19 protein-coding genes are annotated in these 25,494 nt (G+C 71.9%); 12 read left to right on the top strand and 7 right to left on the bottom strand.

The features are described 5' to 3' along the window. Positions 1 to 119 precede the first annotated feature (119 nt). Entirely contained in the window at positions 120 to 620 is a 501-nt protein-coding gene (gene greA, locus ACQPXG_RS09420) for a transcription elongation factor GreA (RefSeq protein WP_433467240.1), read from the top strand. A 75-nt stretch (positions 621 to 695) separates the two neighbouring features. Here the strand turns inward: greA and ACQPXG_RS09415 are convergent, their stop codons facing one another. Next, positions 696 to 1,229, bottom strand: coding sequence for an Lrp/AsnC family transcriptional regulator (locus ACQPXG_RS09415; RefSeq protein WP_433467239.1), 534 nt, complete (start codon positions 1,227 to 1,229; stop codon positions 696 to 698). A 128-nt stretch (positions 1,230 to 1,357) separates the two neighbouring features. Here ACQPXG_RS09415 and hppD point away from each other — a divergent pair, with 128 nt between their 5' ends. From hppD to ACQPXG_RS09385, 6 genes are all read left to right on the top strand, one after another. Next, positions 1,358 to 2,449: a 4-hydroxyphenylpyruvate dioxygenase gene (gene hppD, locus ACQPXG_RS09410; protein ID WP_433467238.1), complete on the top strand. Its 1,092-nt coding sequence runs from the start codon at positions 1,358 to 1,360 to the stop codon at positions 2,447 to 2,449. 103 nt (positions 2,450 to 2,552) lie between these two features. Next, the gene (locus tag ACQPXG_RS09405) at positions 2,553 to 3,353 is read left to right on the top strand and encodes an RDD family protein (RefSeq protein ID WP_433467237.1); all 801 of its coding nucleotides are present in this window, start codon (positions 2,553 to 2,555) and stop codon (positions 3,351 to 3,353) included. Between the two features lie 100 nt (positions 3,354 to 3,453). Beyond that, the gene (locus tag ACQPXG_RS09400) at positions 3,454 to 4,320 is read left to right on the top strand and encodes an RDD family protein (protein WP_433467236.1); all 867 of its coding nucleotides are present in this window, start codon (positions 3,454 to 3,456) and stop codon (positions 4,318 to 4,320) included. A gap of 81 nt (positions 4,321 to 4,401) precedes the next feature. After that, a complete protein-coding gene (locus ACQPXG_RS09395) occupies positions 4,402 to 6,015 on the top strand; it encodes a M1 family aminopeptidase (protein ID WP_433467235.1) in 1,614 nt (537 codons plus the stop codon). A 135-nt stretch (positions 6,016 to 6,150) separates the two neighbouring features. Further along, entirely contained in the window at positions 6,151 to 7,602 is a 1,452-nt protein-coding gene (locus ACQPXG_RS09390) for a M1 family metallopeptidase (RefSeq protein ID WP_433467234.1), read from the top strand. A gap of 136 nt (positions 7,603 to 7,738) precedes the next feature. Then, positions 7,739 to 9,160, top strand: coding sequence for a M1 family metallopeptidase (locus ACQPXG_RS09385; RefSeq protein WP_433467233.1), 1,422 nt, complete (start codon positions 7,739 to 7,741; stop codon positions 9,158 to 9,160). Positions 9,161 to 9,165: 5 nt separating this feature from the next. Here the strand turns inward: ACQPXG_RS09385 and ilvA are convergent, their stop codons facing one another. The 3 genes from ilvA to ACQPXG_RS09370 form a co-directional block, all read right to left on the bottom strand. Beyond that, positions 9,166 to 10,389, bottom strand: a complete 1,224-nt coding sequence (gene ilvA / locus ACQPXG_RS09380; protein WP_433467232.1) for a threonine ammonia-lyase — start codon at positions 10,387 to 10,389, stop codon at positions 9,166 to 9,168. Positions 10,390 to 10,467: 78 nt separating this feature from the next. Beyond that, entirely contained in the window at positions 10,468 to 11,418 is a 951-nt protein-coding gene (locus tag ACQPXG_RS09375) for an ROK family protein (protein WP_433467231.1), read from the bottom strand. Beyond that, a complete protein-coding gene (locus tag ACQPXG_RS09370; RefSeq protein WP_433467230.1) occupies positions 11,415 to 12,593 on the bottom strand; it encodes an FIST signal transduction protein in 1,179 nt (392 codons plus the stop codon). Before ACQPXG_RS09370 ends, ACQPXG_RS09375 begins: the two co-directional genes overlap by 4 nt. A gap of 209 nt (positions 12,594 to 12,802) precedes the next feature. Here ACQPXG_RS09370 and ACQPXG_RS09365 point away from each other — a divergent pair, with 209 nt between their 5' ends. Both ACQPXG_RS09365 and ACQPXG_RS09360 read left to right on the top strand, forming a co-directional pair. Further along, positions 12,803 to 14,185 carry a sigma 54-interacting transcriptional regulator gene (locus tag ACQPXG_RS09365; protein ID WP_433467229.1) on the top strand — a complete coding sequence of 461 codons (1,383 nt, stop codon included), beginning with the start codon at positions 12,803 to 12,805 and terminating at the stop codon, positions 14,183 to 14,185. Between the two features lie 37 nt (positions 14,186 to 14,222). Further along, the gene (locus ACQPXG_RS09360) at positions 14,223 to 16,274 is read left to right on the top strand and encodes a vWA domain-containing protein (RefSeq protein ID WP_433467228.1); all 2,052 of its coding nucleotides are present in this window, start codon (positions 14,223 to 14,225) and stop codon (positions 16,272 to 16,274) included. Positions 16,275 to 16,334: 60 nt separating this feature from the next. On the opposite strand, the gene ACQPXG_RS09355 is transcribed toward ACQPXG_RS09360, so the two are convergent. Both ACQPXG_RS09355 and ACQPXG_RS09350 read right to left on the bottom strand, forming a co-directional pair. Next, positions 16,335 to 17,441, bottom strand: coding sequence for an alpha/beta hydrolase fold domain-containing protein (locus ACQPXG_RS09355; RefSeq protein WP_433467227.1), 1,107 nt, complete (start codon positions 17,439 to 17,441; stop codon positions 16,335 to 16,337). 80 nt (positions 17,442 to 17,521) lie between these two features. Continuing rightward, a complete protein-coding gene (locus ACQPXG_RS09350; protein WP_433467226.1) occupies positions 17,522 to 18,670 on the bottom strand; it encodes a cystathionine gamma-synthase in 1,149 nt (382 codons plus the stop codon). Between the two features lie 155 nt (positions 18,671 to 18,825). On the opposite strand from ACQPXG_RS09350, the gene ACQPXG_RS09345 reads away from it, so the two are divergent. Continuing rightward, positions 18,826 to 20,988: an MMPL family transporter gene (locus ACQPXG_RS09345; protein ID WP_433467225.1), complete on the top strand. Its 2,163-nt coding sequence runs from the start codon at positions 18,826 to 18,828 to the stop codon at positions 20,986 to 20,988. 134 nt (positions 20,989 to 21,122) lie between these two features. On the opposite strand, the gene ACQPXG_RS09340 is transcribed toward ACQPXG_RS09345, so the two are convergent. Then, positions 21,123 to 22,511, bottom strand: a complete 1,389-nt coding sequence (locus ACQPXG_RS09340; RefSeq protein WP_433467224.1) for a cystathionine beta-synthase — start codon at positions 22,509 to 22,511, stop codon at positions 21,123 to 21,125. A gap of 186 nt (positions 22,512 to 22,697) precedes the next feature. Between ACQPXG_RS09340 and ACQPXG_RS09335 the strand changes: the two genes are divergently transcribed. Both ACQPXG_RS09335 and ACQPXG_RS09330 read left to right on the top strand, forming a co-directional pair. Next, positions 22,698 to 23,834, top strand: a complete 1,137-nt coding sequence (locus tag ACQPXG_RS09335; protein WP_433467223.1) for an SGNH/GDSL hydrolase family protein — start codon at positions 22,698 to 22,700, stop codon at positions 23,832 to 23,834. A 282-nt stretch (positions 23,835 to 24,116) separates the two neighbouring features. Further along, positions 24,117 to 25,337 (top strand): acetyl-CoA C-acetyltransferase, encoded by a 1,221-nt coding sequence (locus ACQPXG_RS09330; RefSeq protein WP_433467222.1) that lies wholly within the window; start codon positions 24,117 to 24,119, stop codon positions 25,335 to 25,337. Positions 25,338 to 25,494: the final 157 nt, after the last annotated feature.

The raw sequence follows: 25,494 nt of genomic DNA, 5'->3' as shown, positions 1-25,494 counted from the left end.
GGAACCTTTACCCGCACACACCGGATAGGCTAGAGGTTTCACCCGGCCGCACTTCATGTCGATGTGACGCCCGCCCGCGGAGGCGGGCGAGGATCGCAACATGTGGATGAGGAGTACCCGTGACCGAGACCCGCGCTGACAACGTCACCTGGCTGACCCAGGAGGCGTACGACCGGCTCAAGTCTGAGCTGGACCACCTGTCGGGCCCGGGCCGCATCGAGATCGCTCAGAAGATCGAGGCGGCGCGGGAGGAGGGCGACCTGCGCGAGAACGGCGGCTACCACGCGGCCAAGGAGGAGCAGGGCAAGATCGAGGGCCGCATCCTCCAGCTCCAGGGCATCCTGGAGAACGCGCGCGTCGGCGAGGCGCCGCGCACCGAGGGCGTCGTCGGCCCCGGCATGACCGTCACGGTCTCGTTCGAGGGCGACGACGAGGAGGTCACCTTCCTGCTCGCGTCCCGCGAGGAGGTCGGCGCCCCCATAGACGTCTACTCGCCGAAGTCGCCGCTCGGCGCCGCCATCGACGGCAAGAAGGTCGGCGACAAGGCCACCTACACCCTCCCCAACGGCCGCTCCATGACCGTGGAGATCATCGACGCCACCCCCTACGGCGCCGCGTAGCGACACCGCCGCGATCGACCGCCGTCCCGGGACGGCGATCACCCCCGGCCGGGAGAACGTCCGGTCCGCCGCCCCTCACCGGGACGGCGGACCGCTCGTTTTCCCGGCCGTTCCCTTTCCACCGCCCGTTCCTTCGCGGGACGCACGCGCGACGGCCCTGAGCAGCGGGAGGGTGCGGTACGGGATCTGGGTGGCGAGGGAGATCACCGAGGAGGCGCGCTCGACGCCGGCGACGTCCACGATCACGTCGATGACGCGCTGGAGGTCGGTGTTGCTGCGGGCGACGATGCGGCACAGCATGTCGCCGGGGCCGGTGATGGTGTGGGCCTCGATCACCTCGGGCACCTGGGCGAGCCGCGCCGCGACGGGGTCGTGCCCGCCCGCCTGCCGCAGCTGGAGGGTGACGAACGCGGTCACCCCGTAGCCGAGCGCCGCCGGGTCGATCTCCGGGCCGTGGCCCGCGATGACGCCGTCGCGGACCATCCGGTCGAGCCGCGCCTGGACGGTGCCGCGCGCGACCCCGAGCCGCCGGGACGCCTCCAGGACGCCGACGCGGGGCTCGGTGGTGAACAGCTCGATCAGCCGGCCGTCCAGCTCGTCGATCGGCATGGCGCCCTCCCGTGGTCGTGGTCACCATGTACAGAGCGACCGGTCCGGACCGCGCTTCACCGGACATATTGTCCAGCGTTTCAAGCCACTCTTGCGCACCTTGTAGGCGCATGTCGAGATTAGGTGGCATGGATGAGTTTCCGGTCAAGGGTATGGACGCCGTCGTCTTCGCCGTCGGCAACGCCAAGCAGGCCGCCCACTACTACTCGACCGCGTTCGGGATGCGCAGGGTCGCCTACCGGGGCCCGGAGAACGGCAGCCCCGACGAGGCGGTGCACGTGCTGGAGTCGGGCGGCGCCCGGTTCGCGTTCCGCGGCCCGGTGAAGGCGGGCACCGGGATCGGCCGGCACATCGCCGAGCACGGCGACGGCGTCGTCGACCTCGCGATCGAGGTCCCCGATGTCGAGCACGCCTACCGGCACGCGGTCGCGAAGGGTGCCACGGGCCTGGAGGAGCCGCGCGTCCTGGAGGACGACTTCGGCAAGGTGACCGTCGCCGCGATCGCCACCTACGGCGAGACCCGGCACTCGCTGGTCGACCGCTCCAACTACACGGGCCCCTACCTGCCGGGGTTCGCGCCCGCCGACCCGATCGTGGAGCCGCCGGAGAAGCGGTTCTTCCAGGCGATCGACCACTGCGTGGGCAACGTCGAGCGCATGGACGAATGGGCCGGCTTCTACCACCGGGTGATGGGCTTCACCGACATGGCGGAGTTCGTCGGCGACGACATCGCGACCGAGTACTCGGCGCTGATGTCGAAGGTCGTGGCGGACGGCACCCGGAAGGTGAAGTTCCCGCTGAACGAGCCGGCGGAGAGCAGGCGCAAGTCGCAGATCGACGAGTACCTGGAGTTCTACGGCGGCCCGGGCGTGCAGCACATCGCTCTGGCCACGAACGACATCCTGGCGACGGTCGACAGGATGCGGGCCGCCGGCGTGGAGTTCCTGGAGAGCCCCGACTCCTATTACGAGGACCCGGAGCTGCGAGAGCGCATCGGCCGGGTGCGGGTGCCGATCGAGGAGCTGCAGAAGCGCCGGATCCTGGTCGACCGGGACGAGGACGGCTACCTGCTGCAGATCTTCACCAAGCCCGTCCAGGACCGTCCGACGGTGTTCTTCGAGCTGATCGAGCGGCACGGCTCGCTCGGCTTCGGCAAGGGCAACTTCAAGGCGCTGTTCGAGGCGATCGAGCGGGAGCAGGAGCGCCGCGGCAACCTGTGACGCCGTCCGGGCCCCGGGGTTACGGCCCCGGACGCGGCCGCGTCCGGGGCCGGACATTCACCGGGTGACCGTGTGCGCCCGTTACGCGGCACACTGTGGGGGCATGAGCGAACCGCCGCAGAATCCCCCGCCCTCGGACGACGACGCCTGGAAGGCCCCCGACTCCCGGCTCCCCGAGCCTCCCGCCGCCGAGGCGCCCGCGTCACCCGAGCGTCCGCCGCCGTACCAGGGCACGTACGGCGGCCCGTCCGGCCAGGCGCCTCCCGTGGCCGGGCACGGCGGGCCGGGTATGCCGCTGCCCCAGGCGCCGCCGATCTCCGGCTACGGCCCTCCGGGCGTCCCGCATCCCGGCGCCGGCGGCCCGCAGGACATGCTCGCCGGACGGCTCGCGCGCCTCGGTGCGGGCATTCTGGACAGCTTCGTGCTCAGCATCGCGGCCACTCCGGCCGTGCTCCTCTCCATCCGCTGGGACAAGATGCAGGACTCCATCGAGTCCGGCGAGCCGATCACGAACCCGCTGGACCTCTACAACATCCCGCGGCTGCTCGCCGGGTACGCGATCGTGTTCCTGCTGGGCTTCGTGTACTTCACCGTCCTGCACGCCAGGTGGGGCCAGACGCTCGGCAAGAAGGCGTGCGGAATCCGGCTGGTGAAGGCCGCGGACCTCTCGGCGGTGAGCTGGCGGCAGGCCCTCGGCCGGCAGGCGTTCGTCTACGCCATCGGCATCGCGACGGGCGCGCTGAACCTCCTCTCCCCCGTCGCGGGAATCCTCGGGCTCGTCGGCCTGCTCGACAACGCCTGGATCCTGTGGGACGAGCGGCGCCAGGCCCTGCACGACAAGGTCGCCGGGACGGTCGTGGTGAAGGCGACGCCGTGGACACCGAACCCGTACGCCCGGCCCTGACCGCGCGTCCCGGCAACCGCTGATCATCCACGGGTAAACATTCCGGCTGCTCCCGGACGCGGCGATGTTTGGGCGGCGGTGACGCGGCGACGCTGACGGCATGACGCAACCGCCGAACGACCCCGCATCCGGGGGAGAGCCGGACGAGAACCGGCCCTATGGGCGGCAGCAGCCGCCGTACGGGCAGGAGCAGCCCGATCGGCCGGGCCCCTACGGCGGCCCCCCGTACGGTGGCGGACAGCCGCCGCAAGGTGAACGGCCCTATGGGCAACAGCAACCGTACGGCGAGCAACAGCAGCCCTACGGTGGCCAGCCGCCGTACGGTGAGCAGCCGTATGGAGGTCAGCAAGGGTACGGAGGTCAGCAGGGGTACGGGGCGCAGCAGGGATACGGCGGTCAGCAGCCTTATGGGCAGCAGTACCCCGGATACGGGGCCCAGCAGCAGTACGGCAACGCCCCCGGCTACGGGATGGGCGGCCCCGCCCATCCCTCGGGCGAGCTCGCGAGCCGCTGGGCGCGGCTGGGCGCCGGCATCGTCGACATCATCCTCGTCGCCGTGGTGACGGGCCTGATCTCGATCCCGTTCGTCAACTGGGACCGCGTGTTCAACCCGGAGCCCGGCGAGTCGATGTACAACGGCGCGCAGGTCGGGACGAATGCGATCAGCGTCGTGCTGGCGTTCTTCTACTACTGGCTGATGCACGCCAGACGGGGGCAGACGCTCGGCAAGATGCTGCTGCGGATCCGCGTCGTCCGGGCGGAGGACGGCCAGGCCATCACCACAGGCCAGGCGGCGGGACGCTCCGCGTTCTACAGCGTGCTCGGCGGTATCTGCGGCTGCATCGGGCTGGTCGACATCCTGTGGATCCTCTGGGACCCGCGCAAGCAGGCGCTGCACTGCAAGGTGGCGCACACCGTCGTCGTCAGGGCCGACCCCTACCAGTCCAACCCCTACGTCCGCCGCTGAGCCGCGCCCGTATGACTTCGTCCCTTCGGCCATCCGAGTTGCCGGGCGGGGCTCCGCCCGGGCAGGCTGGACGACGTGCATATGGCCGGAAACTCCCCCAGCCCCCGCCGTAGCGGCTCGCGGTCCCTTCGCGGCGCCGCGTTCCGCGGTGTCCCGGGGCTGGCCGCCCTCGCCGTCGCGGGGTCGCTGACCGCCTCATGTCAGACCCCGTTCGACGACGATCCGGGCGCGTCCGGCTCTCCGAAGGGCCCGGCGGTCAACGGGCCCGCGGGTCCGACGACCGCGGGCGACGGATACGTCCCGGGCGACGGCAACGGCGGCTACGACGTCCAGCACTACGGGCTCAAGCTCACCATCACCCCGGACGGCGCGAAGCAGCTGGACGGCACCGCGACGATCACGGCGAGGGCGACCGAGCGGCTCGCCCGCTTCAACCTCGACCTGACCGGGCTGGACGTGTCGTCCATCAAGGTCGACGGCGCGCCCGCGCGGCAGCAGCGCGGCGGAAGCGAGCTGGAGGTGACGCCGGCCAAGCCCCTGGAGAAGGGCCGGACGTTCACCACGGTGATCGCGTACTCGGGGACGCCGCGGCCGGTGTCGGATCCGGTGCTCGGCCGGTACGGCTGGATCCGCACGTCCGACGGCGTGTTCGTGGCGTGCCAGCCGAGCGGCGCGCACACCTGGTTCCCGAGCAACGACCACCCGAGCGACAAGGCCACCTTCGACTTCGAGATCACGGTGCCGCAGGGCCTGACGGCGATCGCCAACGGCGAGCCGGACACGCCCCCGGCGAGCTCGGGCGGCGGTGTGCCCACCCTGCCGGGCGGGCCGCCCACCGATCTCCCGAGCCCGGGCGGGCCGCCGAGCGGCGCCCCGAGCACCGGCCCGACGGGCGGTCCCGGGGTCGTGCCGGTCGCGCAGAAGCGCGCCGTGACGACCTCGAAGTGGCACGTCAAGGACCCGATGGCCACCTACCTCGCGACGGTCGACGTCGGCCGGTTCGAGGTGCGGACGGGCAAGACGCCGAGCGGCATCCCGAACATCACCGCGGTGGACTCCTCGACCCAGGGCGTGCCCGTCGACCGGTTCCACCAGCTGAACGGGCAGATCATCGAGGAGTGGTCGAAGCTGTTCGGCCCGTACCCGTTCTCCTCCACCGGCGGGCTGATCGACGACGCCGACGTCGGCTTCGCGCTGGAGACGCAGACGCGGCCGGTGTACGGGGCGTTCGGGCTGCAGCCGACCATCGTCGCGCACGAGCTGGCGCACCAGTGGTTCGGCGACAGCGTGAGCCTGACGCGCTGGCAGGACATCTGGCTGAACGAGGGCTTCGCGACCTACGCCGAGTGGCTGTGGGACGAGAAGACCGGCGGCCAGTCGGTGCAGGAGCACTTCGACGAGGCGTACAACGGCCTCGGCGGGCGGGAGCTGTGGGACGTCCCGCCCGGCAACCCGGGCCGCAAGCAGATGTTCGGCCGTTCGGTGTACGACCGGGGCGGGATGACGCTCGTCGCGCTCCGCGGCCGGGTCGGCGAGGACACCTTCTACAAGATCCTGCAGACCTGGACGAAGGAGCACCGGCACTCCAGCGGGACGACGAAGCAGTTCATCGAGACGGCGAACCGGGTGTCGGGGAAGAAGCTCGACGCGTTCTTCGACGACTGGCTGTACCAGACGGGACGTCCGGCCAAGTGACGGGGTGATCCGGTCGGCCCCGGGTGAAGCTCCGGCAAGGGCTGGGGAAAATCCGGCCCGCCGGTGCGCCGCCGGGCCGTCCGCGGCGCCACCATCGGGCTGGTGAACGGGCCATCTCGGGGAACGACCGCGGCCATGACCGTCGCGATCCTCATCGGGTCGGCCGGCACGGCGTCCGCGACCACGGTGCCGGGCACCACGGCGGAGCGGCGGGCGGCCGCACCTTGTCCACAGCCCTTGCCGCCCGCCGCACACCCGGCGCCGCCGACGGGCGCCTGCGGCGCACCCTCCCCGGGCGCGGCGGGCCTGGGCGACTCCTACTTCCGTGACGCGGGGAACGGCGGCTATGACGCCGCCCACTACGACGTCACGATGGCCTATGCCGGCGCCAGGACGGGCACGGTCGACGCGACGGTGACGGTCACCGCGACCGCGACGCAGGATCTGTCCACGTTCGACCTCGACTTCCGCGGTCCTGAGGTCGGCGGAGTCTCGGTCGACGGACGGTCGGCGCGGTATCGCCGCGACGGCCGGGAACTCGTCGTCACGCCGGCGGAGCCGATCCCCGCCGGCCGCGTGTTCGCCGTCACCGTCCGCTACGCGGGCAGGCCGAAGCCGCTCCGGAGCAAGGCGTTCGGCACCTACGGGTGGATTCCGAGCAAGGACGGCGCGGTCGTCGCCGCCGAGCCGGACGGGGCGTCCACGTGGCTGCCGGTGAACGACCATCCGCGCGACAAGGCCACGTACGCGTTCCACGTCACCGTCCCGAAGGGCCTGCAAGCCGTCGCGAACGGAACGCCGGGGCCAGTCCGGCACGGCAGGACGACGGCCACCTACGAGTGGTCCGAGGGCGCGCCGATGGCGAGCTACCTGGCCACGGTCGCCATCGGCAAGTTCCATATGCGACGGACGCAGGCGGGCGGAACCCGCGTCATCACGGCCGTCGACCCCGCGTTCGGTTCGTCGGCGAAGGAACTGGAGAGCACCACGGTCAAGGTGCTGGAGTGGGCCGCGCCGCTGTTCGGCCCGTATCCGTTCGCGACGGCCGGCGGGATCGTGGACGATCCGAAGCTCAACTACGCCCTGGAGACGCAGGAACGTCCCCTCTACGGCGGGTTCGCGCCGGACGACGACTTCGTCGTCCACGAGCTGGCGCACCAGTGGTTCGGGGACAGCGTCGGCCTGACGCGCTGGCAGGACATCTGGCTGAACGAGGGCTTCGCGACCTACGCCGAGTGGCTCTGGCGGGAACGCACCGGCCGGGACTCCGCCGGAAGGATCTTCAAGCGCTACCGCGCGCAGCCCGCGAGCTCACCGATCTTCAGCCCCCCGCCGGGCGCGCCGGGTGCCGGGAAGCTGTTCGGCTACTCCGTGTACGTGCGGGGCGCGATGTGCCTGCAGGCGCTCCGTGACCGTGTGGGCGACAGGGCGTTCTTCACGATCCTCCGGACCTGGGCGGCCGAGCATCGCCACGCCACCGCCACGACGCCGCAGTTCATCGCGCTCGCCGAGCGGGTGTCCGGAAAGAGGCTCACCGGGCTGTTCCAGACGTGGCTCTATTCGAGGACCAAACCGCGGAGATGGTGACCGGATGCCGGATCCGGCCACGAAAACCACCCCCTGCCAGCGAATTCGAGACCAAAACGCGCTTGTGCGGGCCCGGATCACAAGAAAGTCTTGATCACGCTTGTGACGGCTTACCAAGGTTCCGAGGACGAGGTCGATGAGCAGAACCCCCAGAGCGCTGGCCGCCGTGACGCTGGGCATCGCGGCGAGCCTCGCGGTGACCGCGGCGCCCGCCGGCGCCGCCGCGCGATTCACGCCCGGCGCGCCCGGCGCGGGCGATCCCTACTTTCCGGACATGGGCAACGGCGGGTACGACGTCGCCCACTACGACATCGGCCTGAAGTACGACCCCGGGACGAAGTCGATCCAGGCCGTCACCAAGGTCGAGGCGCGGGCCACGCAGAACCTGTCCCGGTTCGACCTGGACTTCCTCGGCCCGCTGAAGATCTCGTCGCTGACGGTGGACGGGCGCAAGGCGTCCTTCACGCGGACCGGCGCCCAGGAACTCGTCATCACCCCGCGCGAGGGGCTGCGGAAGAACCGGCGCTTCACGGTGACCGTGGCGTACTCCGGCGTCCCGCAGACGATCAACGACGACGCGCTGGGCACGTCCGGCTGGGTGCCGACGCCCGACGGCGCGGTGATGCTCAACCAGCCGTTCGGCGCCGCGACCGTCTACCCGGTCAACGACCACCCGACCGACAAGGCGACGTACACCTACACGCTGTCCGCGCCCAAGGACCTCACCACGCTCGCCAACGGCGACCTGCGCGGCAGGTGGACCAAGGGCGCCTGGACGACCACCCGCTGGGACGTCCGCAACCCGATGGCCAGCGAGCTCGCGATGATCGCGATCGGCAGGTACGACGTCCTCACCGGGCGGACGAAGGCGGGCGTGCCGAACCTGACCGCCACCGACCGGGCCATGGCGATCAAGCCGGAGGACGCGAAGAAGTTCCTTGACCAGACCGCCGAGGTGACCGACTTCGAGGCGGGCCTGTACGGGCGCTACCCGTTCACGTCCACGGGCGGCATCGTGGTCAAGGCCGGTGTCGGCTACGCGCTGGAGACGCAGGGCCGTCCCGTGTACGACCTCGGCCGCCGGCCGGGCAGCATCCCGAGCGCCGGCCTGCTCGCGCACGAGCTGGGCCACCAGTGGTTCGGGGACGCGGTGTCCCCGGCGAAGTGGGCGGACATCTGGCTGAACGAGGGCTTCGCGACGTACTCCGAGTGGCTGTACGGCGCGGCGCACGGCGGCGACACCGTCCAGAAGGTCTTCGACGACACCTACGCGACCCCGGCGAGCGACGGCCTGTGGAAGGGCAAGGTCGCCGACCCGGGCCGCGACCACATCTTCGACGGGCTCGTCTACGACCGCGGCGCGATGGCCGTCCACGTCCTCCGCACGAAGATCGGTGACAAGGCGTTCTACCGCCTGCTGAAGGCGTGGCCGTCCGCGTACCGCTACGGCAACGCCTCGACGAAGGACTTCGTCCGCTTCGCCGAGCGCGTCTCGCACAAGAACCTGGACGCCTGGGCCAACGCCTGGCTCTACTCCGAAGGCAAACCGTCCCTCTAGGCCGGTCAGCTAAGGGTGAGCGTGTAGCCCTTTTCGCGTAGGCGGCCGATCACGTCTTCGGAGTGGTCGGCCCCTCGCGTCTCCAGGTGCATGAGCACTTCGGCCTCCTCGACGTGCAGGCGGGCGGCGACGCGCTCGTGCATCACGTCCAGGACGTTGACGCCCAGTTCCGCCAGCTCGCCGAGCAGGGTCACGAGGGCGCCCGGACGGTCCTTCAGCCGGCAGCGGACGACCAGGTACCGCCCGGCGCCCGCGAGCCCGTGCCGCAGCACCTTCGACAGCAGCAGCGGGTCGACGTTTCCGCCGGACAGCAGCACGACCACCGGTGGCTCGACCGCGTACGAGTGCTCCAGCAGCGCCGCCACCCCGGCCGCCCCGGCGGGCTCGACGACCTGCTTGGCGCGTTCGAGGCAGAGCAGCAGCGCCTGGGAGATCGACTCCTCGGTCACGGTGACGACCGCGTCGACCAGGTCCGTGAACATGTCGAAGGTCAGGTCGCCGGGACGGCCCACCGCGATCCCGTCCGCCATCGTCGGCTCGATCTCGATCTGCGTCGGCTTCCCGGCCGCGAGCGAGGGCGGGAACGCCGCGGCGCGCCTGGCCTGCGCGCCGAGCAGCTTGGTCTCCGGGCCGCCGGTCTCCGCGGCGAGGCCCCTGACCGCCGCCGCGATCCCGGCCATCAGCCCGCCGCCGCCCACCGGCGCGACGATCGTGCGGGCCTCAGGGCACTGCTCCATGATCTCCAGCCCGATGGTCGCCTGCCCGGCGACCACGTCGGGGTGGTCGAACGGGTGGATGAACACCGCGCCGCACTCGTCCGCGTACTCCTGCGCGGCGATGAGGCAGTCGTCCACGGTCGGCCCCGGGAAGACGACCTCGGCGCCGTAGCCGCGGGTCGCGGCGATCTTGGGGAGCGGCGCGCCGGCCGGCATGAACACCGTGGCCCTGCAGCCGAGCATCGACGCCGCGAGCGCGACCCCCTGCGCGTGGTTGCCGGCGCTGGCCGCGACCACCCCGCCGGACCGCTCCTCCTCGGTCAACCGGGCGATCCGCACGTAGGCGCCGCGGATCTTGAAGGAGCCGGTGCGCTGCAGGTTCTCGCACTTCAGCAGGACCGGCCCGCCGAGCTGCTCCGACAGCACCCGGGAGGGGATCATCGGGGTCGGCACCGCCACCCCGCGGAGCAGCTCACGGGCACCCCGGACATCGTCGACACTGACGGAGGTCATGGCGTACTCCTGTGGGAGGCGACCCCCCACACCCCCCGGTTCGCTTCGCTCATTGTGTGATACTCGCACCCGCCGCGCTCAGCCCGCACTCCAATAACGATCTTGAGCGAAGACCAGGGCGGCCGCGCCGACGAGCCCGGCGGTCTGCCCGAGCTCCGCCGGGACGATCCGGACACGGCGCGCGAACTCCATCCGGGCGTGCGCCCGGAACGCGTCCTCCATCGGGTCGAAGAGCAGCCCGCCCGCCTGCGACAGTCCGCCGCCGATCGCCGCGACCTCCAGGTCGCACAGGTGCGTCGCGGACGCGAGCGCGATGCCGATGGCACGGCCCGCCCGGCGCATCGCCGCGCCCGCGACGGGATCGCCGCGGCGGGCGTCGGCGGCCAGCTCGACACCGGTGCCGTCCGGGCTCCCGGGCCGCCAGCCCTGCTCCCGCGCCCACGCGACCAGCCCCGGACCGCGCGCGATCGCCTCCAGGCAGCCGCGGCCCCCGCACCCGCACGGCGGCCCGCCCGGGTCGACGATCACGTGCCCGATGTGCCCGGCGTTTCCGCTGAACCCGTTCACCAGATGCCCGCCGAGGATGAGACCGCCGCCGACGCCCGTGGACACGACCATGCCGAGGACGTTGCCGTGCCCACGTCCCGCGCCGAGCCAGTGCTCGCCGACCGCGACGCAGACCGCGTCGTTGTGGATGCGGACGGGCAGCCCGGGATACCGGGCGCGGAGCCGCTCCCGCAGCGGGAATCCCCGCCATGCCGGGATGTTCAGCGGGGACACCTCTGCGGCCGGCCACGTCATCGGCCCTCCGCAGCCCACCCCGACGCCCGCGAGCGGAGGATCGCCGGCGTCGGCGACGAGCTTGCCGAGCAGCGCCTCCAGCGCCCGCCACAGCTCCTCGCCGTCCACTCCGGGCTCGTTCGGGGTGGGGGCCCGCGTCCGGGCGGAGATGCCGCCGTCGGGTTCGACCAGTGCGGCGGCCAGCTTCGTCCCGCCGATGTCCACCGCGAGGACGGGCGGCCCGCTCAAGTGGTCTCCTCCGCCCGGCCGAACGCCAGGATGGACGCGGTGAAACCGTGCACGTGGTTGCGGCCGGCGACGGGGCCGATCTCGCCGGCGGCGAAGAACCCGCCCACCCCGGCCGGGCCGAACGCGCGGTCGAGCACCTTCGCGTCATGGTCGGAGTCGGGGAACATCGCCTGGCCGCGCCCGTTGCAGGAGAACAGCAGGGCGCCCTCGACCGGCGCCAGGTCGAAGCGTTCGAGCAGCGCGGAGAGGTCCTCCTCGGCGGCGCCCGCGTCCCGGACCTGGAACCGGACGGTGCGCCCCACGTCCACCACGTCGCCGATCGCGATGGCGCCGCTGTCGGTGTCGGCGCCGACCACACCGCGCACGAGGAAGTCGCCGTGCTCGTGCTCGTCGGCGTACTCGTCCATCGCGACGCCGATCAGCAGCCCGCGGCCGGCGAGCTCCTGCTCCTCCTCCGGCAGCCCGATCACGATCTGCTCCAGCTTCTCCAGTGCGGGGACGCCGGCCAGCTCGTACAGGACGTTCTCCTCGGCCTTGGTCACCACCATGTCCGGCCCGATCGGGCGGGCGCCCTGGCTGACCACGGTGGCGGCGGCGACGGATCCGCCGATCACCACGCCGACCGCGCCGTCCCGGTGCACCTCGCCGCCGACGAACAGCCGCACCTCGCCGTGCCCGGTCTCGCCGAGCCCGCTGCCCTCGGCGAGCCCGCCGACCAGCGGCAGTCCGGGCAGCGCCTCGTCGGAACGCTCCACGAACGCGTCCACCGGGAAGCTGTACGGGTCGGCCAGCAGCACGCCGACCACGTCGTCGTCCTGCCCCTCCGGCATCCCGACGACGATGAGCCGGTCGTCGCCCTTGAGCGTCTCCAGGCGGAACGCGTCGAGCCGCGCGCCGGGCAGCACCGCCGCCCACGCGCTGACCGCGCCCCGCTCCTCCACGCCGCGCCCGGCGCCGATCACCCCCGACGCGCTGCAGCCGAGCACCAGCGCGGGGCCCGCCGCCAGCTCCGCGGCCACCGCGGCCGCCTCGACCTCGTCCGGATCGTCCCCCGTCACGAACACGCACACCAGGTCGGGCGCCGCGCTGAGCGGCGCGAGCGCCTGCTCGACCGCCGCCGCGGCGGCACTGGACAGGTCGGGTCCGAGGGCCAGGCCATCACCGAATCGCGCCATCGGCGCCGCCTCCCTCACTCCGTTCGCCGGCTCGGTTCACACCTTCAGTTTCCCCCTCCGGGGGCTCTCCACGCGAACATCAGCGAGTCGGGGCAGGCCGGGCGAATCGCCGGCGGGGGTGCGATTCCGCGTACCGGCGACGTAGTGTCGGTCGCGTGCGTTCATCCACACCACGTGAATCCACACCCCGTGAATCAACTCTGGGCGCCTTGCGCACCAGCGGCCACGTCCGGCTTTCCGTGAAGGCCGAGATACGGCGCAACCTGCTCGACCGGCTGAGATCCGGCGAGCCGCGCTTCCCCGGCATCCTCGGGTTCGACGACACCGTCCTGCCCCACCTGGAACGCGCCCTGCTCGCCGGGCACGACCTGGTACTGCTGGGCGAGCGCGGACAGGGCAAGACGCGGCTGATCCGCACCCTGGCCGGGCTGCTGGACGAGTGGACGCCGGTGGTCGCGGGCTGCGAGATCAACGACCACCCGTACGCGCCGGTCTGCGTGCGGTGCCGCAGGCTCGCCGCCGAGCTGGGCGACGAGCTGCCCGTCGAGTGGAAGCACCGCGACGACCGGTACGGGGAGAAGCTCGCCACGCCGGACACCAGCGTCGGCGACCTCATCGGCGACGTCGACCCGATCAAGGTGGCGGAGGGCCGCACCCTCGGCGACCCGGAGACCGTGCACTTCGGGCTCGTGCCGCGCACCAACCGCGGCGTCTTCTCCATCAACGAGCTGCCCGACCTGGCCGAGCGGATCCAGGTGGCGCTGCTGAACGTGCTGGAGGAGCGCGACGTGCAGGTCCGCGGCTACGCGCTCCGGCTGCCGCTGGACGTGCTGCTCGTCGCGTCCGCCAACCCCGAGGACTACACCAACCGCGGCCGCATCATCACCCCGCTGAAGGACCGCTTCGGCGCCGAGATCCGCACCCACTACCCCCTCGAACTGGACGCCGAGCTCGCGCTGATCCGGCAGGAGTCCGACTTCGCCGACCTCGCGGGCCTGCCCGCCGAGGTGCCCGACCACCTGGTCGAGATCATCGGGCGGTTCACCCGGCTCGTCCGGGACTCGACGGCGGTGGACGCGCGGTCCGGCGTGTCGGCGCGGTTCGCGCTGGCCGGCGCCGAGACCGTCGCGGCGGGCGCGGTGCGGCGGGCGGCGCTCGCCGGGGAGGAACGCGCGGTCGCGCGCGTCTGCGACCTGCCGTCGGTCGTGCCGTCGCTGATGGGCAAGGTGGAGTTCGAGGTCAGCGAGGAGGGCCGCGAGCAGGAGGTCCTGGAGCACCTGCTGCGCCGTGCCGTCGCCGAGACCTACCGCCGGACGCTCGGCGCCGCCGACCTGAACGGGCTGCTCGACAAGTTCGACTCCGGCGAGCGGGTCGAGTCCGGCGAACTGGTGGCGGCGACGGAGCTGCTGCGCCGGATCGGGCACGTGCCCGGCCTCGCCAAGATCATGGAACGGCTCGGCATGAGCGGGGAGTCCCCCGGGCAGGCCGCGGCCGCGCTGGAGTTCGCCCTGGAGGGACTGTTCCTCACCCGGCGGCTCTCCAAGGACGTCGCCGAGGGACGGTCCGACGGGACGGCCACGTACCGGACGTGACGCCGGAACCCGAGGTCTCCACGCGCAAGGAGATTCGATGAGCCGATACCGCTACGGCGCCTACGAGGACGGGCCCGACCCGCTCGCCCCGCCCTACGACGTCCGCGACGCCCTCGACGCGATGGGCGACTCGGTGCTGGACGGCACCCGCCCGGACGACGCGCTCCGGGAACTGCTGCGCCGCGGCCTGCCGGGCGCGCAGAACCGGCGCGGGCTCGACGACATGCTCCGCCAGGTGCGCGAGCGGCGCCGCGCGCTGCGCGACCGGGGCCGGCTGGACGGCACGCTGGAGCAGGCCCGCGCGCTGCTGGACACCGCGATCGGGCAGGAGCGGGCCGAGCTGTTCCCCGACCCGGGCGACGACGCGCGGCTGCGCGAGGCGGAGCTGGACACGCTGCCGTCCGACACCTCCCAGGCGATCCGGCGGCTGTCGGACTACGACTGGCGTTCGGACGCGGCCCGCCGCACCTTCGAGCAGCTGAAGGATCTACTGCGCCGCGAGGTGCTGGACGCGCAGTTCCAGGGCATGAAGCAGGCCCTGGAGAACCAGGACCCGGCCGCCATGGAGCGGGTCAAGGACATGATGGCCGCGCTCAACGAGATGCTGGACCGGGACGCGCGCGGCGAGCACACCCAGGAGGACTTCGACCGGTTCATGGGCGAGTACGGGGACATGTTCCCCGACAACCCACAGAACCTGGAGGAACTGGTCGACTCCCTCGCCCGCCGCGCCGCCGCCATGGACCGGCTCCTCGCCTCGCTCGGCCCCGAGCAGCGCGCCGAACTGGCCGGGCTGATGGAGCAGGCCATGCAGGACGCGGGCCTCGCCATGGAGATGACCCGGCTCGGCGACGCGCTGCGCGCCCGCCGTCCCGACCTCGGCTGGGGCCGGTCCGAGCAGATGACCGGGGACGACCCGCTCGGCATGGGCGACGCCACGACCGCGCTCGCGGAGCTGGCCGACCTCAGCGAGCTGGAAGCGGCGCTCGGGCAGGACTACCCGGGCGCGCGGCTCGACGACATCGACGAGGAGGCCGTCCGGCGGGCGCTCGGGCGGCAGGCCGTCGACGACCTGAACGCGCTCCGCCGCATCGAGGCGGAGCTGGAACGGCAGGGCTACCTGCGGCGCAACCGCGGCAAACTGGAACTGACCCCGAAGGCGGTGCGGCGGCTCGGCGAGACGGCGCTGCGCCGGGTGTTCTCCCAGCTGACGTCCGGCCGGCAGGGCGACCACGACCAGCGCGACGCGGGCCAGGCTGGGGAGCTGACCGGGGCGAGCCGCGAGTGGCGGTTCGGCGACGAGCAGCCCCTCGACGTCGTCCGGACGGTGAGCAACGCGATCCGCCGCAGCGCGATGGAGGGCGGCCCGGCGCTCGTCCCCGGCCCCGCGACCGCGAAGGTGGTGGAGCCGCCGCCGGGCAGGGCCGAGGTCGCGGAGCCCGGCGACGGCTCGCGTCCCGGCGGCGTGAAGCTCGGCGTGGACGACTTCGAGGTGCACGAGACCGAACGCCGCACCGGCGCGGCCGTCTGCCTCCTGGTCGACCTGTCCTACTCGATGGTCCTGCGCGGGACGTGGGCGGTCGCGAAACAGACCACCCTCGCCCTGCACACGCTCGTGACCAGCAAGTTCCCGCAGGACGCGATCCAGATCATCGGGTTCTCCAACTACGCGCGGGTGCTGCACCCGACGGAGATGGCGGGCCTCGACTGGGACATGGTGCAGGGCACCAACCTGCACCACGCCCTGATGATCGCCGGACGGCACCTGGACCGGCATCCCGACTTCGAGCCGATCGTCCTCGTCGTCACCGACGGCGAGCCGACCGCCCACCTGCGTCCCGACGGCCGCTCCCTGTTCGACTACCCGCCGTCCACCGACACGCTCGTCCTCACCCTCGCCGAGGTCGACAAGATGACGCGGCGCGGCGCCTGCATGAACTTCTTCATGCTCGCCGAGGACCGGCGGCTCGTGTCGTTCGTGGAGGAGGTCGCGCGGCGCAACGGCGGCCGGGTCTTCGCACCCGACGCCGAGCGGCTGGGCGAGTACGTCGTCAGCGACTACCTGAGAGTGCGCCGCGGCCGCCGATGACGCGCCCCCGGGGCGCGTCATCGTGGGGGGACGACCCCCCACAGGAGACCGGCCCGGACGTCACTGGCCGGGGTTCAGGAGCTTCTTGAGCCAGGCCAGGATCGTCGGGTAGGTGTGCTCGTCCTCCAGCATCTCGGAGGCGTGCATGTCGCCGTCGATGGTCTTGACGGTCGCCTGGACGCCCGCGGCGCGCAGCGCGCTCGCCAGCCCGGTGCTCTGGGTGACCGGGACGAAGTCGCCGGTGGCGTGCATCAGCAGCATCGGCGCGTCGCCGGCGGAGACGTGGGTGAGGGTGCTCGCGTCGTCCAGCCGCGTCCAGCAGTCCGGGTCGGCGGTCAAGCCGGGCACGCAGTGGACGAGGCCGGTCACGGCCCGCCGCAGCTTGCGCTCGTTGAGCAAGGCGCCCGGCTTCGCGCCGTCCTGGAAGGCCAGGAACGGGTTGTTCGGCGGCGACAGCGCGACCACGCCGCGGACCTGCCGGGTGCCCGTCCCGAACGTGCCGAGCTGGGTCGCGAGCTGACCGCCGGCCGACGAGCCCATCACCGCGACACGGTTCGGGTCGACGTTCCACACCCGGGCGTGCTTCTTGATGAAGGCGAGCGCGGACATCGCGTCGTTGCGCTGCGCCGGCCACTGCGCCTGGGGAGCCAGCCGGTAGTTCGCCGACAGGACGACGAAGCCCTCCTCGGTCAGCCGGCGCGCGAAGTACTTCCAGCCGCCGGCCTTGTCGCCCTCCAGCCAGTAGCCGCCGTGCAGGAGCAGCACGGCCGGGCGCGGCGTGGCCCGCGGCCCCGGCTCGCGCCAGTAGGCGTCGATCCGCTGGGCCGCGTTCCTGCCGTAGGCGTAGGTGCGAACCTTCGGCAGCCGCGGGGTGACCATCACCGCCTGCGCGGTGACGGTCCCGTCGGGCTCGCCGTCCGTGGCGCCCTGGCCGTTCTCCGGCTGCGCCGGAGACGACGCCGACGGTGAGCCGGTCCCGGGCACTCCGGTCCCCGGCACTCCGGTCTCCGGCCCGCCGGACGGCCCGGACCCGTCGGCCGGCGGCACGGACGGGACCGAAGCGCTCGGCGTCGGCACCGGCGCGTTCGCGTGGGCTCCCACGGGAACGGCCACGGCCGACACACACGTCGCGGCGAACGCCGCCCCACAGACCAGTACTTTGCGCACCCCGGGCCCTTTCTTGACGAACCTGGCGCGCCGAGTATAGATGTTTTGATCAAGTCCGGTGGGGAATGGTCAGCTGATTCTCAGGAAAGTGCCTGGTCGAGGTCACGAAGAAGATCGTCGGCGTCCTCGATGCCGACCGACAGCCGCACCAGGTCGGCGGGCACCTCCAGCGGCGAGCCGGCCGCCGAGGCGTGCGTCATCCGGCCCGGGTGCTCGATCAGCGACTCGACTCCGCCGAGCGACTCGCCGAGCGTGAACAGCTTCGTCCGCTCGCACACCCGCACGGCGGCCTCCTCCGACTCCATCCGGAACGACACCATGCCGCCGAACGCCTTCATCTGCTTGGCGGCGACGTCGTGGCCGGGATGATCGGGCAGCCCTGGGTAGAGGACCCGCCGGACGGACGGGTGCCGGGTCAGCATGTCCACGACCTTCTCGGCGTTCGCGCAGTGCCGGTCCATCCGCACGCCCAGCGTCTTGATCCCGCGGAGGGTGAGCCAGGCGTCGAACGGGCCCGCGACGGCGCCCATCGAGTTCTGGTTGAACGCCAGCCGCTCCCCCAGGCCCGCGTTCGCCGCGATCAGCGCGCCGCCGACCACGTCGGAGTGCCCGCCGATGTACTTGGTGGTCGAGTGGACGACGACGTCGGCGCCGAGCTCCAGCGGGCGCTGCAGGTAGGGCGAGGCGAAGGTGTTGTCGACGACCAGCAGCGCGCCCGCGTCCCGGGCGACCCCGCCGAGCGCCGCGATGTCGGCGATGCCGAGCAGCGGGTTCGTCGGCGTCTCCACCCAGATGATCTTCGTCTCGGGCCGGACCGCGGCGCGCACCGCCGCGATGTCCCCGAGCGGTACGGGGTCGAACGCGACGCCCCACGGTTCCGCCACCTTCGCGAACAGCCGGTAGGTGCCCCCGTAGGCGTCGTTCGGGATGATGACGTGGTCACCGGGCCGGCAGACCGTGCGCAGCAGCGCGTCCTCGGCGGCGAGGCCGGACGCGAACGCCAGCCCGCGCGCCCCGCCCTCGGTTTCGGCCAGGCATACTTCCAGCGCAGTACGGGTCGGGTTGGCCGACCGGGAGTACTCGTAGCCGCCGCGCAGCCCGCCGATGCCGTCCTGCTTGTAGGTGGAGACCTGGTAGATCGGCGGGACGACCGCACCGGTGGCGGGGTCGGGCTCCTGCCCGGCGTGAATGGCCAGGGTCTCGAAGCCCTGCGGAACCTCGTTGTCCATGGGTACGAGGCTATCCACTCCCCGACCCTCCTAGAGGAGGAGGGGATCCCCCGCAGGTATCAGCCCCCATTTCGGCGCTGGGGGTGACCTCAACGACCCGTCCGTTCTCTACCGTTTTACAGGTATCCCTACGACAGTGACTTAAGGAATCCCCCATGTTCGCTCGGCTCGCGCGCTTCGTCGTGAGACACCCGTGGTGGACGATCGTGGCCTGGCTCGTGGCCGCGGTTCTCATCATCGCCTTCTCCCCCAAGCTCACCACCGAGTCCGACCAGGGCGACTTCCTGCCCTCGAAGTACGAGTCGGTCCAGGCCATGAAGGTGGCCGAACAGGCGTTCCCGCAGCAGGAGGACACCTCCTCGCTGATCGTCGTGAAGCGGTCCGACGGGCAGCCGCTGACGGCCCAGGACACCGCGAAGGTGAACGCGGCCGCCAAATCCCTCAACGCCCACAAGCCGCCGACGGTGCTGAACTTCGCCACCGGCGCGCAGGCCGTGGCGCCCAACAAGGCCGTCCAGGTGATCATGGTGCCGATGAAGGGCACCTCCCAGGCCGACAGCGAGAAACAGGGCGACGCGGTCAAGCAGATCCGCAAGGACCTGCCAACGTTGCTGAAGGACGGCGGGCTGGAGGCCAAGGTCGGCGGTGACGTCGCCGGCTTCGTCGACAACGAGGACTCCTTCAACAAGTCCTTCGAGATCGTCGGCATCGCCACCTTCGTGCTGATCATCGGCCTGATCCTGCTGATCTTCCGGGCGCCGCTGGCGGCGGTGCTGCCGATCATCGTGATCATGGTGACCATGCAGGTCGCGATGGGCCTGATCGGCGCGGCCTCGAAGGTCTTCGGCTTCTCCGGCGACGACAGTCTCAGCACCATCATCCTGATCGTGCTCTTCGGCATCGGCGCCGACTACTACCTGTTCCTGATGTTCCGGTTCCGGGAGCGGTTGCGGGCCGGCGACGACAAGAAGACCGCGATGATCACCGCGGTGGAGCGGGTCGGCGAGGTCATCTCCTCGGCCGCCGCCGCCATCGCCGTCACGTTCCTGGTGCTGCTGCTCGCCACGTTCGGGGTGTTCAGCGCCTGGGGCCCGGCTCTCGCGATCTCCGTCGTGACCATGGGCATCACCTCGCTGACCCTGTTCCCGGCGCTCGTGTCGCTGCTCGGCACCGCGGTGTTCTGGCCGTCCAAGGCGTGGAAGAAGCAGCCCAAGGAGCGCATCTCCGGCGCCATCGGCCGCGGCGTCGGCCGCCGCCCGGTGGTCGCCGCGCTCGCCTCCGGCCTCGTCATGATCGTGCTGGCGCTCGGCGCCCTCGGGTTCAAGGCGGACTACGACTTCGCCGCCGGCTTCCCGCAGGACACCGAGTCCGCGCAGGCCACCAAGGACATGGAGAAGGGCTTCCCGCCCGGTCTGACCACGCCCGTCCAGGTGTTCCTCAAGAGCGAGAACGGCCGGCCGATCGGCAAGGCGCAGATCGCCGAGTTCAGCCAGAAGGCCAAGGACGCCCCCGGCGTGGGCCGCGTCCAGCCGGCGGTCCCCGGCAAGGACGGCACGGTCGTCCGCGTCGACCTGGTGCTGAAGACCAACCCGGTCTCCAACGAGTCGATCAGCCTGGTCAAGGACAAGCTCTCGCCTGCCGTCCACCAGATCGAGCCGTCCGGCACCCGCGCCTACGTCGGCGGCCAGACCGCGGTCTTCGCCGACATCAACGCGGTCAACAACCGCGACCTGTCGGTGATCCTGCCGGTGGCGGCGGTGCTGATCGCGGTGATCCTGGCGCTGCTTCTGCGGTCGCTGATCGCGCCGCTCTACCTGGTCATCGCGGTGCTGCTCGGCTTCGCCTCGACGCTCGGCTCCGCGGTGTACGTCTTCCAGTACGGCCAGGGCGAGGCCGGAGTGATCTTCCAGCTGCCGATCATCCTCTACCTGTTCGTGCTGGCCATCGGGACCGACTACAACATCCTGATGACGGCGCGGCTGCGTGAGGAGGCCAAGGAGGGCCACGACCCGAAGAAGGCGGCGGCCCTGGCCGTCCAGCACGGCGGCCCGACGGTCGCCGCGGCGGGCCTCATCCTGGCGGGCACCTTCTCGGTGATGATGCTCGCGCCGGTCTCCATGCTCAAGCAGATGGGCTTCTCGGTCGCGATCGGCATCGCGCTGTCGGCCTTCGTGATGTCGACGTTCCTGGTGCCGGGCCTGACCGCGATGCTGGGCCACCGGGCCTGGTGGCCGGGGCACGGCGACGAGCCGAAGAAGAAGCCGGTGCACCCCGCCGACACGCGGGAGGACTTCATCCCGTCCGGGTACCGCGGCTAGGCCGCGGCGCCCCCGAAGACGTCGGGTCGCGGATCCCGGCCCATAACGCCGCCCACCGGCCGGGCGCCGCGACCCGACAAAGGAAGAGCGCCTGGAGATCGCCACGATCTCCAGGCGCTCTGCCGTCTCCGGGGTCAGGCGGTGGCGTCGGACAGGAAGGCGAGCAGGTCCTGGCGGGTGATGAGGCCCTTGGGCTTGCCGTCCACGAGGACGACGGCGGCGCCGGACTTCTCCAGGACGCCGACGGCCTTGCTGACCGGCTCGCCGGAGCCGAGCGTCGGCAGCGGCGCCGCCATGTGCGCCTCCACGGGCTCGGTCATCTTGGCCTGGCCCTTCACCATGATGTCGAGCAGGTCGGTCTCCCCAACCGAGCCCACCACCTCGGCCGCCATGACGGGCGGCTCCTCCTTCATCACCGGAAGCTGCGACACCTCGTACTCGCGCATGATGGCGATCGCGGTCTGCACGGTCTCGTGCGGGTGGACGTGCACGAACTCCGGCAGCGTGCCTCCCTTCCTAGTGAGCACCTCGCCGACCCGGGCCTCCTCGGTGGACGGGGTGAGGAAGCCGTAGTCCGCCATCCAGCTGTCGTTGAAGATCTTGCCGAGGTAGCCGCGGCCGCCGTCCGGCAGCAGCACCACGATCACCGCGTCCGGGCCGGCGCGCTCCGCGACGCGCAACGCGGCGACGACGGCCATCCCGCAGGAGCCGCCGACCAGCAGCGCCTCCTCGCGGGCGAGCCGCCGGGTCATGGTGAAGGAGTCCTTGTCGGAGACCGCGATGACGTCGTCGCAGATGCCGCGGTCGTAGGTCTCCGGCCAGATGTCCTCGCCGACGCCCTCGGTGAGGTAGGGACGGCCGCTGCCGCCCGAGTAGACCGAGCCCTCCGGGTCGGCGCCGATGATCTGCACCTTGCCGCCGGAGACCTCCTTGAGGTACCTGCCCGTGCCGCTGATGGTGCCGCCGGTGCCGATGCCCGCGACGAAGTGCGTGATGCGGCCCTCGGTCTGCTCCCACAGTTCCGGGCCCGTCGTCTCGTAGTGGGACTGCGGGTTCTGCGGGTTGGTGTACTGGTTCGGCTTCCACGCTCCGGGGATCTCGCCCGCGAGCCGGTCGGACACCGAGTAGTAGGAGTCGGGGTGCTCGGGGTTCACCGCCGTCGGGCACACGACGACCTCGGCGCCGTACGCGCGCAGCACGTCGATCTTGTCCTTGCCGACCTTGTCGGGGCAGACGAAGACGCAGCGGTAGCCGCGCTCCTGCGCGACCATGGCGAGCCCGACCCCGGTGTTGCCGGACGTCGGCTCGACGATCGTCCCGCCCGGCCGGAGCTCCCCGGACCGCTCGGCGGCGTCGATCATCCGGACCGCGATGCGGTCCTTCACCGACCCGCCGGGGTTGAAGTACTCCACCTTGGCGAACACCTGCGGTCGCAGGCCGTCCCCCACGCCGGCGGTTACCTTGCGCAGTCGAACGAGCGGGGTGTTGCCCATCAGTTCGACGAGCGAATCGTGTACGTGCACCGCGACATCCTTGTCGTTCAGTCTGGTGATCTGAGCGTTGCTTCGCTGTTCCGCCGCCGGTCACGGCGCGGGTACGGGCCCGGCTCCGGCAGGTTTCCCGGTTCCGACGTTAGCCGAGATCGATGCCGGCAGGTATCGGGACCCCTCCGTGCGGGTAGGAACTAAATCACGGAGGGTCAGCGCAGCATGTTGAGAGCATTCACCGCGCGCCGGATCGCGGCGGCCGCGGCCTATGGCGGCGGGGGCATCACGGCCTTGGGCGGCATCACGTTCGGCCTGCTCGTGATGGAGGCCAAGCTCGCCCGGAAGATCATCTTAGCCACGCCGAACGGCGACCCGCCGGCGGCGGACGGGCTGTACGGCGAGGTATGCGGCGGGGCCCCGCTGTCGCTCGTCATGCTCGGCGACTCCACGGCGGCGGGGCTCGGCGTCCACACCCCGGACGAGACGCCGGCCGCGGTCCTCGCCACCGGGCTGTCCGCGACCGCCAGGCGTCCCGTCCGGCTGACGAACGTCGCCCGCTCCGGTTCCCGCTCCCAGGCTCTCAGCGGCCAGGTCGACCGCGCCCTGGAGACGTGCCCCGACATCGCCGTCATCATGATCGGCGCGAACGACGTGACCGGGCGGGTGCCGGCCGGCGAGTCCGTCCGGCACCTGGCGGACGCCGTGGAGCGGCTCCGCGCCGCGGGCGGTGAGGTCGTCGTCGGCACCTGTCCCGACCTCGGCTCGATCAAGCCGCTGATGCCGCCGCTCAGATGGTTCGCGCGGCGCGCCAGCCGCCAGCTCGCCGCCGCGCAGACGATCGCCGCCGTCGAGCGCGGCGCCCGCTCGGTGTCGCTCGGCGGACTGCTCGGCCGCGAGTTCGCCGCCGACCCGCGCGCGATGTTCAGCGAGGACCGCTACCACCCGTCCGCCCGGGGCTATGCCGCCGCGGCCGCGGCCGTCCTGCCGTCGGTGGCGTCCGCGCTCGGGCTGCGGCACGACCTGGCCGGCCACCTGGGCGAGGACGTCCTGCCCGTCTACCGCGCCGCGGCCGAGGCGGCCGAGCGGGCCGGCACCGAGGTCACGGGCGCCTCCGTGCGGGGCCGCGAGCGCGGCCCCCGCGGCCGCTGGGCCACCCTGCGCCCGCGTCGCGTCGCCATCGGCGCCGGGCCCTGGCGGCCCTCCCGCGCCGGGCGGCACGGCGATCTGCGCGTCGCCCCGGTGCGGCTGGCGACCCGCTGCGCGGCCGGTTTCTCGCGGGCGCGCACCCGGATCCGCACGCCCCGGTGGCCGCGCCCCGCGCGGGCCCGAAGCCTGCCGGCGGCCGAGGCGGACGGCTGAGGCGGACGAGTGAGGTGGGGGCCGGGACCCGTCCGGTCACCTTCGACGAGCCCCGGCCGTCCGGTGCACCGGCCAGACCGCACCCGCGCTTTGGGCGACCTGGCAGGTGGCGCCGGTCTCAGGGTCCGGCCTCCGGCGTCCCGGACACATGGGGCGGCGGTCACCGGGCCGCCGGGACTTCGCCCGGGGGCGGCGTGTACGGGGCAAGGGACCAGCGGTTAGATTGCTGGTGACCGGTGGGTAAGTTAACGCCGTCCCGGCCGCTGAGACAGGAGACCGCACATGCCCGAGGCAGTCATCGTCGCAACCGCGCGCTCGCCGATCGGCCGCGCCTTCAAGGGGTCGCTCAAGGACATCCGGCCCGACGACCTCACCGCCCAGATGATCACCGCCGCGATGGCGAAGGTCCCGGAGCTGGACCCGAGCCGGATCGACGACCTGCTGCTCGGCTGCGGGCTGCCCGGCGGCGAGCAGGGCTACAACATGGCGCGCGTCGTGTCCGTCCTGCTGGGCTGGGACAACGTGCCCGGCGCCACCATCACCCGGTACTGCTCGTCCTCGCTCCAGACGACCCGGATGGCGCTGCACGCGATCCGGGCGGGCGAGGCCGACGTCATCGTCTCGGCGGGCGTCGAGACCGTCAGCCGGTTCGCCAAGGGCAGCAGCGACGGCCTGCCCGACACGCAGAACCCGCTGTTCGCCGACGCGCAGGCCCGCACCGTCACGACCGGCGAGGGCGCCGCGCCGGTGTGGCACGACCCGCGCGAGGACGGCACCCTGCCCGACATCTACATCGCGATGGGCCAGACGGCCGAGAACGTGGCCGGGCTGCGCGGCGTCTCCCGGCAGGCGCAGGACGAGTTCGGCGTCCGCTCGCAGAACCTCGCCGAGAAGGCCCTCGCCAACGGGTTCTGGGAGAAGGACATCACTCCGGTGACGCTGCCGGACGGCACCGTCGTGTCCAAGGACGACGGCCCCCGGCCCGGCACGACCTACGAGAAGGTCTCCCAGCTCCAGCCGGTGTTCCGGCCGGACGGGACGGTCACCGCGGGCAACTGCTGCCCGCTGAACGACGGCGCCGCCGCGGTCGTCGTGATGAGCGACACCAAGGCCGCCGAGCTCGGCATCACCCCGCTGGCCCGGATCGTGTCGACCGGCGTCACCGGGCTCTCCCCCGAGATCATGGGCCTCGGCCCGGTGGAGGCGTCCCGCAGGGCGCTCGCCAAGGCCGGCATGACCATCGACGACATCGACCTCGTCGAGATCAACGAGGCGTTCGCGGCGCAGGTGCTGCCGTCCGCCGAGGAGCTCGGCATCGACATCGACAAGCTGAACGTCAACGGCGGCGCGATCGCGGTCGGCCACCCGTTCGGCATGACCGGCGCCCGCATCACCTCCACGCTTCTCAACGGACTCAGGTTCCACGACAAGCAGTTCGGGCTGGAGACCATGTGCGTAGGCGGCGGCCAGGGCATGGCGATGGTCCTGGAACGCCTGTCCTGACGGCGATTGCGAACACCACCCGGGGGCGCGCGGACCACCCGCGCGCTTCCGGGGAACCTCCCCGTTACAGATGATCTACGTAACGCAATAGATAGGTCCCCGTTAGGGGGTTGTCACATGCGGAGAGGTGTTGCAGAGTCGGCAGGAAGAGCCCCGC

Origin of the sequence: Spirillospora sp. CA-128828, assembly GCF_050945415.1 — a bacterium.
Lineage (GTDB): Bacteria > Actinomycetota > Actinomycetes > Streptosporangiales > Streptosporangiaceae > Spirillospora.
The sequence above is the reverse complement of the archived record's forward strand: the minus strand, read 5'-3'. Positions and strand labels throughout refer to the sequence as shown.

What these genes read in the sequence shown, in the direction of transcription:
- ACQPXG_RS09415 (WP_433467239.1), bottom strand. Translation starts at nt 1,229, where the DNA reads ATGCCGATCGACGAGCTGGACGGCCGGCTGATCGAGCTGTTCACCACC.
- hppD (WP_433467238.1), top strand. Translation starts at nt 1,358, where the DNA reads ATGGATGAGTTTCCGGTCAAGGGTATGGACGCCGTCGTCTTCGCCGTC.
- ACQPXG_RS09405 (WP_433467237.1), top strand. Translation starts at nt 2,553, where the DNA reads ATGAGCGAACCGCCGCAGAATCCCCCGCCCTCGGACGACGACGCCTGG.
- ACQPXG_RS09400 (WP_433467236.1), top strand. Translation starts at nt 3,454, where the DNA reads ATGACGCAACCGCCGAACGACCCCGCATCCGGGGGAGAGCCGGACGAG.
- ACQPXG_RS09395 (WP_433467235.1), top strand. Translation starts at nt 4,402, where the DNA reads ATGGCCGGAAACTCCCCCAGCCCCCGCCGTAGCGGCTCGCGGTCCCTT.
- ACQPXG_RS09390 (WP_433467234.1), top strand. Translation starts at nt 6,151, where the DNA reads ATGACCGTCGCGATCCTCATCGGGTCGGCCGGCACGGCGTCCGCGACC.
- ACQPXG_RS09385 (WP_433467233.1), top strand. Translation starts at nt 7,739, where the DNA reads ATGAGCAGAACCCCCAGAGCGCTGGCCGCCGTGACGCTGGGCATCGCG.
- ilvA (WP_433467232.1), bottom strand. Translation starts at nt 10,389, where the DNA reads ATGACCTCCGTCAGTGTCGACGATGTCCGGGGTGCCCGTGAGCTGCTC.
- ACQPXG_RS09370 (WP_433467230.1), bottom strand. Translation starts at nt 12,593, where the DNA reads ATGGCGCGATTCGGTGATGGCCTGGCCCTCGGACCCGACCTGTCCAGT.
- ACQPXG_RS09360 (WP_433467228.1), top strand. Translation starts at nt 14,223, where the DNA reads ATGAGCCGATACCGCTACGGCGCCTACGAGGACGGGCCCGACCCGCTC.
- ACQPXG_RS09350 (WP_433467226.1), bottom strand. Translation starts at nt 18,670, where the DNA reads ATGGACAACGAGGTTCCGCAGGGCTTCGAGACCCTGGCCATTCACGCC.
- ACQPXG_RS09345 (WP_433467225.1), top strand. Translation starts at nt 18,826, where the DNA reads ATGTTCGCTCGGCTCGCGCGCTTCGTCGTGAGACACCCGTGGTGGACG.
- ACQPXG_RS09335 (WP_433467223.1), top strand. Translation starts at nt 22,698, where the DNA reads ATGTTGAGAGCATTCACCGCGCGCCGGATCGCGGCGGCCGCGGCCTAT.
- ACQPXG_RS09330 (WP_433467222.1), top strand. Translation starts at nt 24,117, where the DNA reads ATGCCCGAGGCAGTCATCGTCGCAACCGCGCGCTCGCCGATCGGCCGC.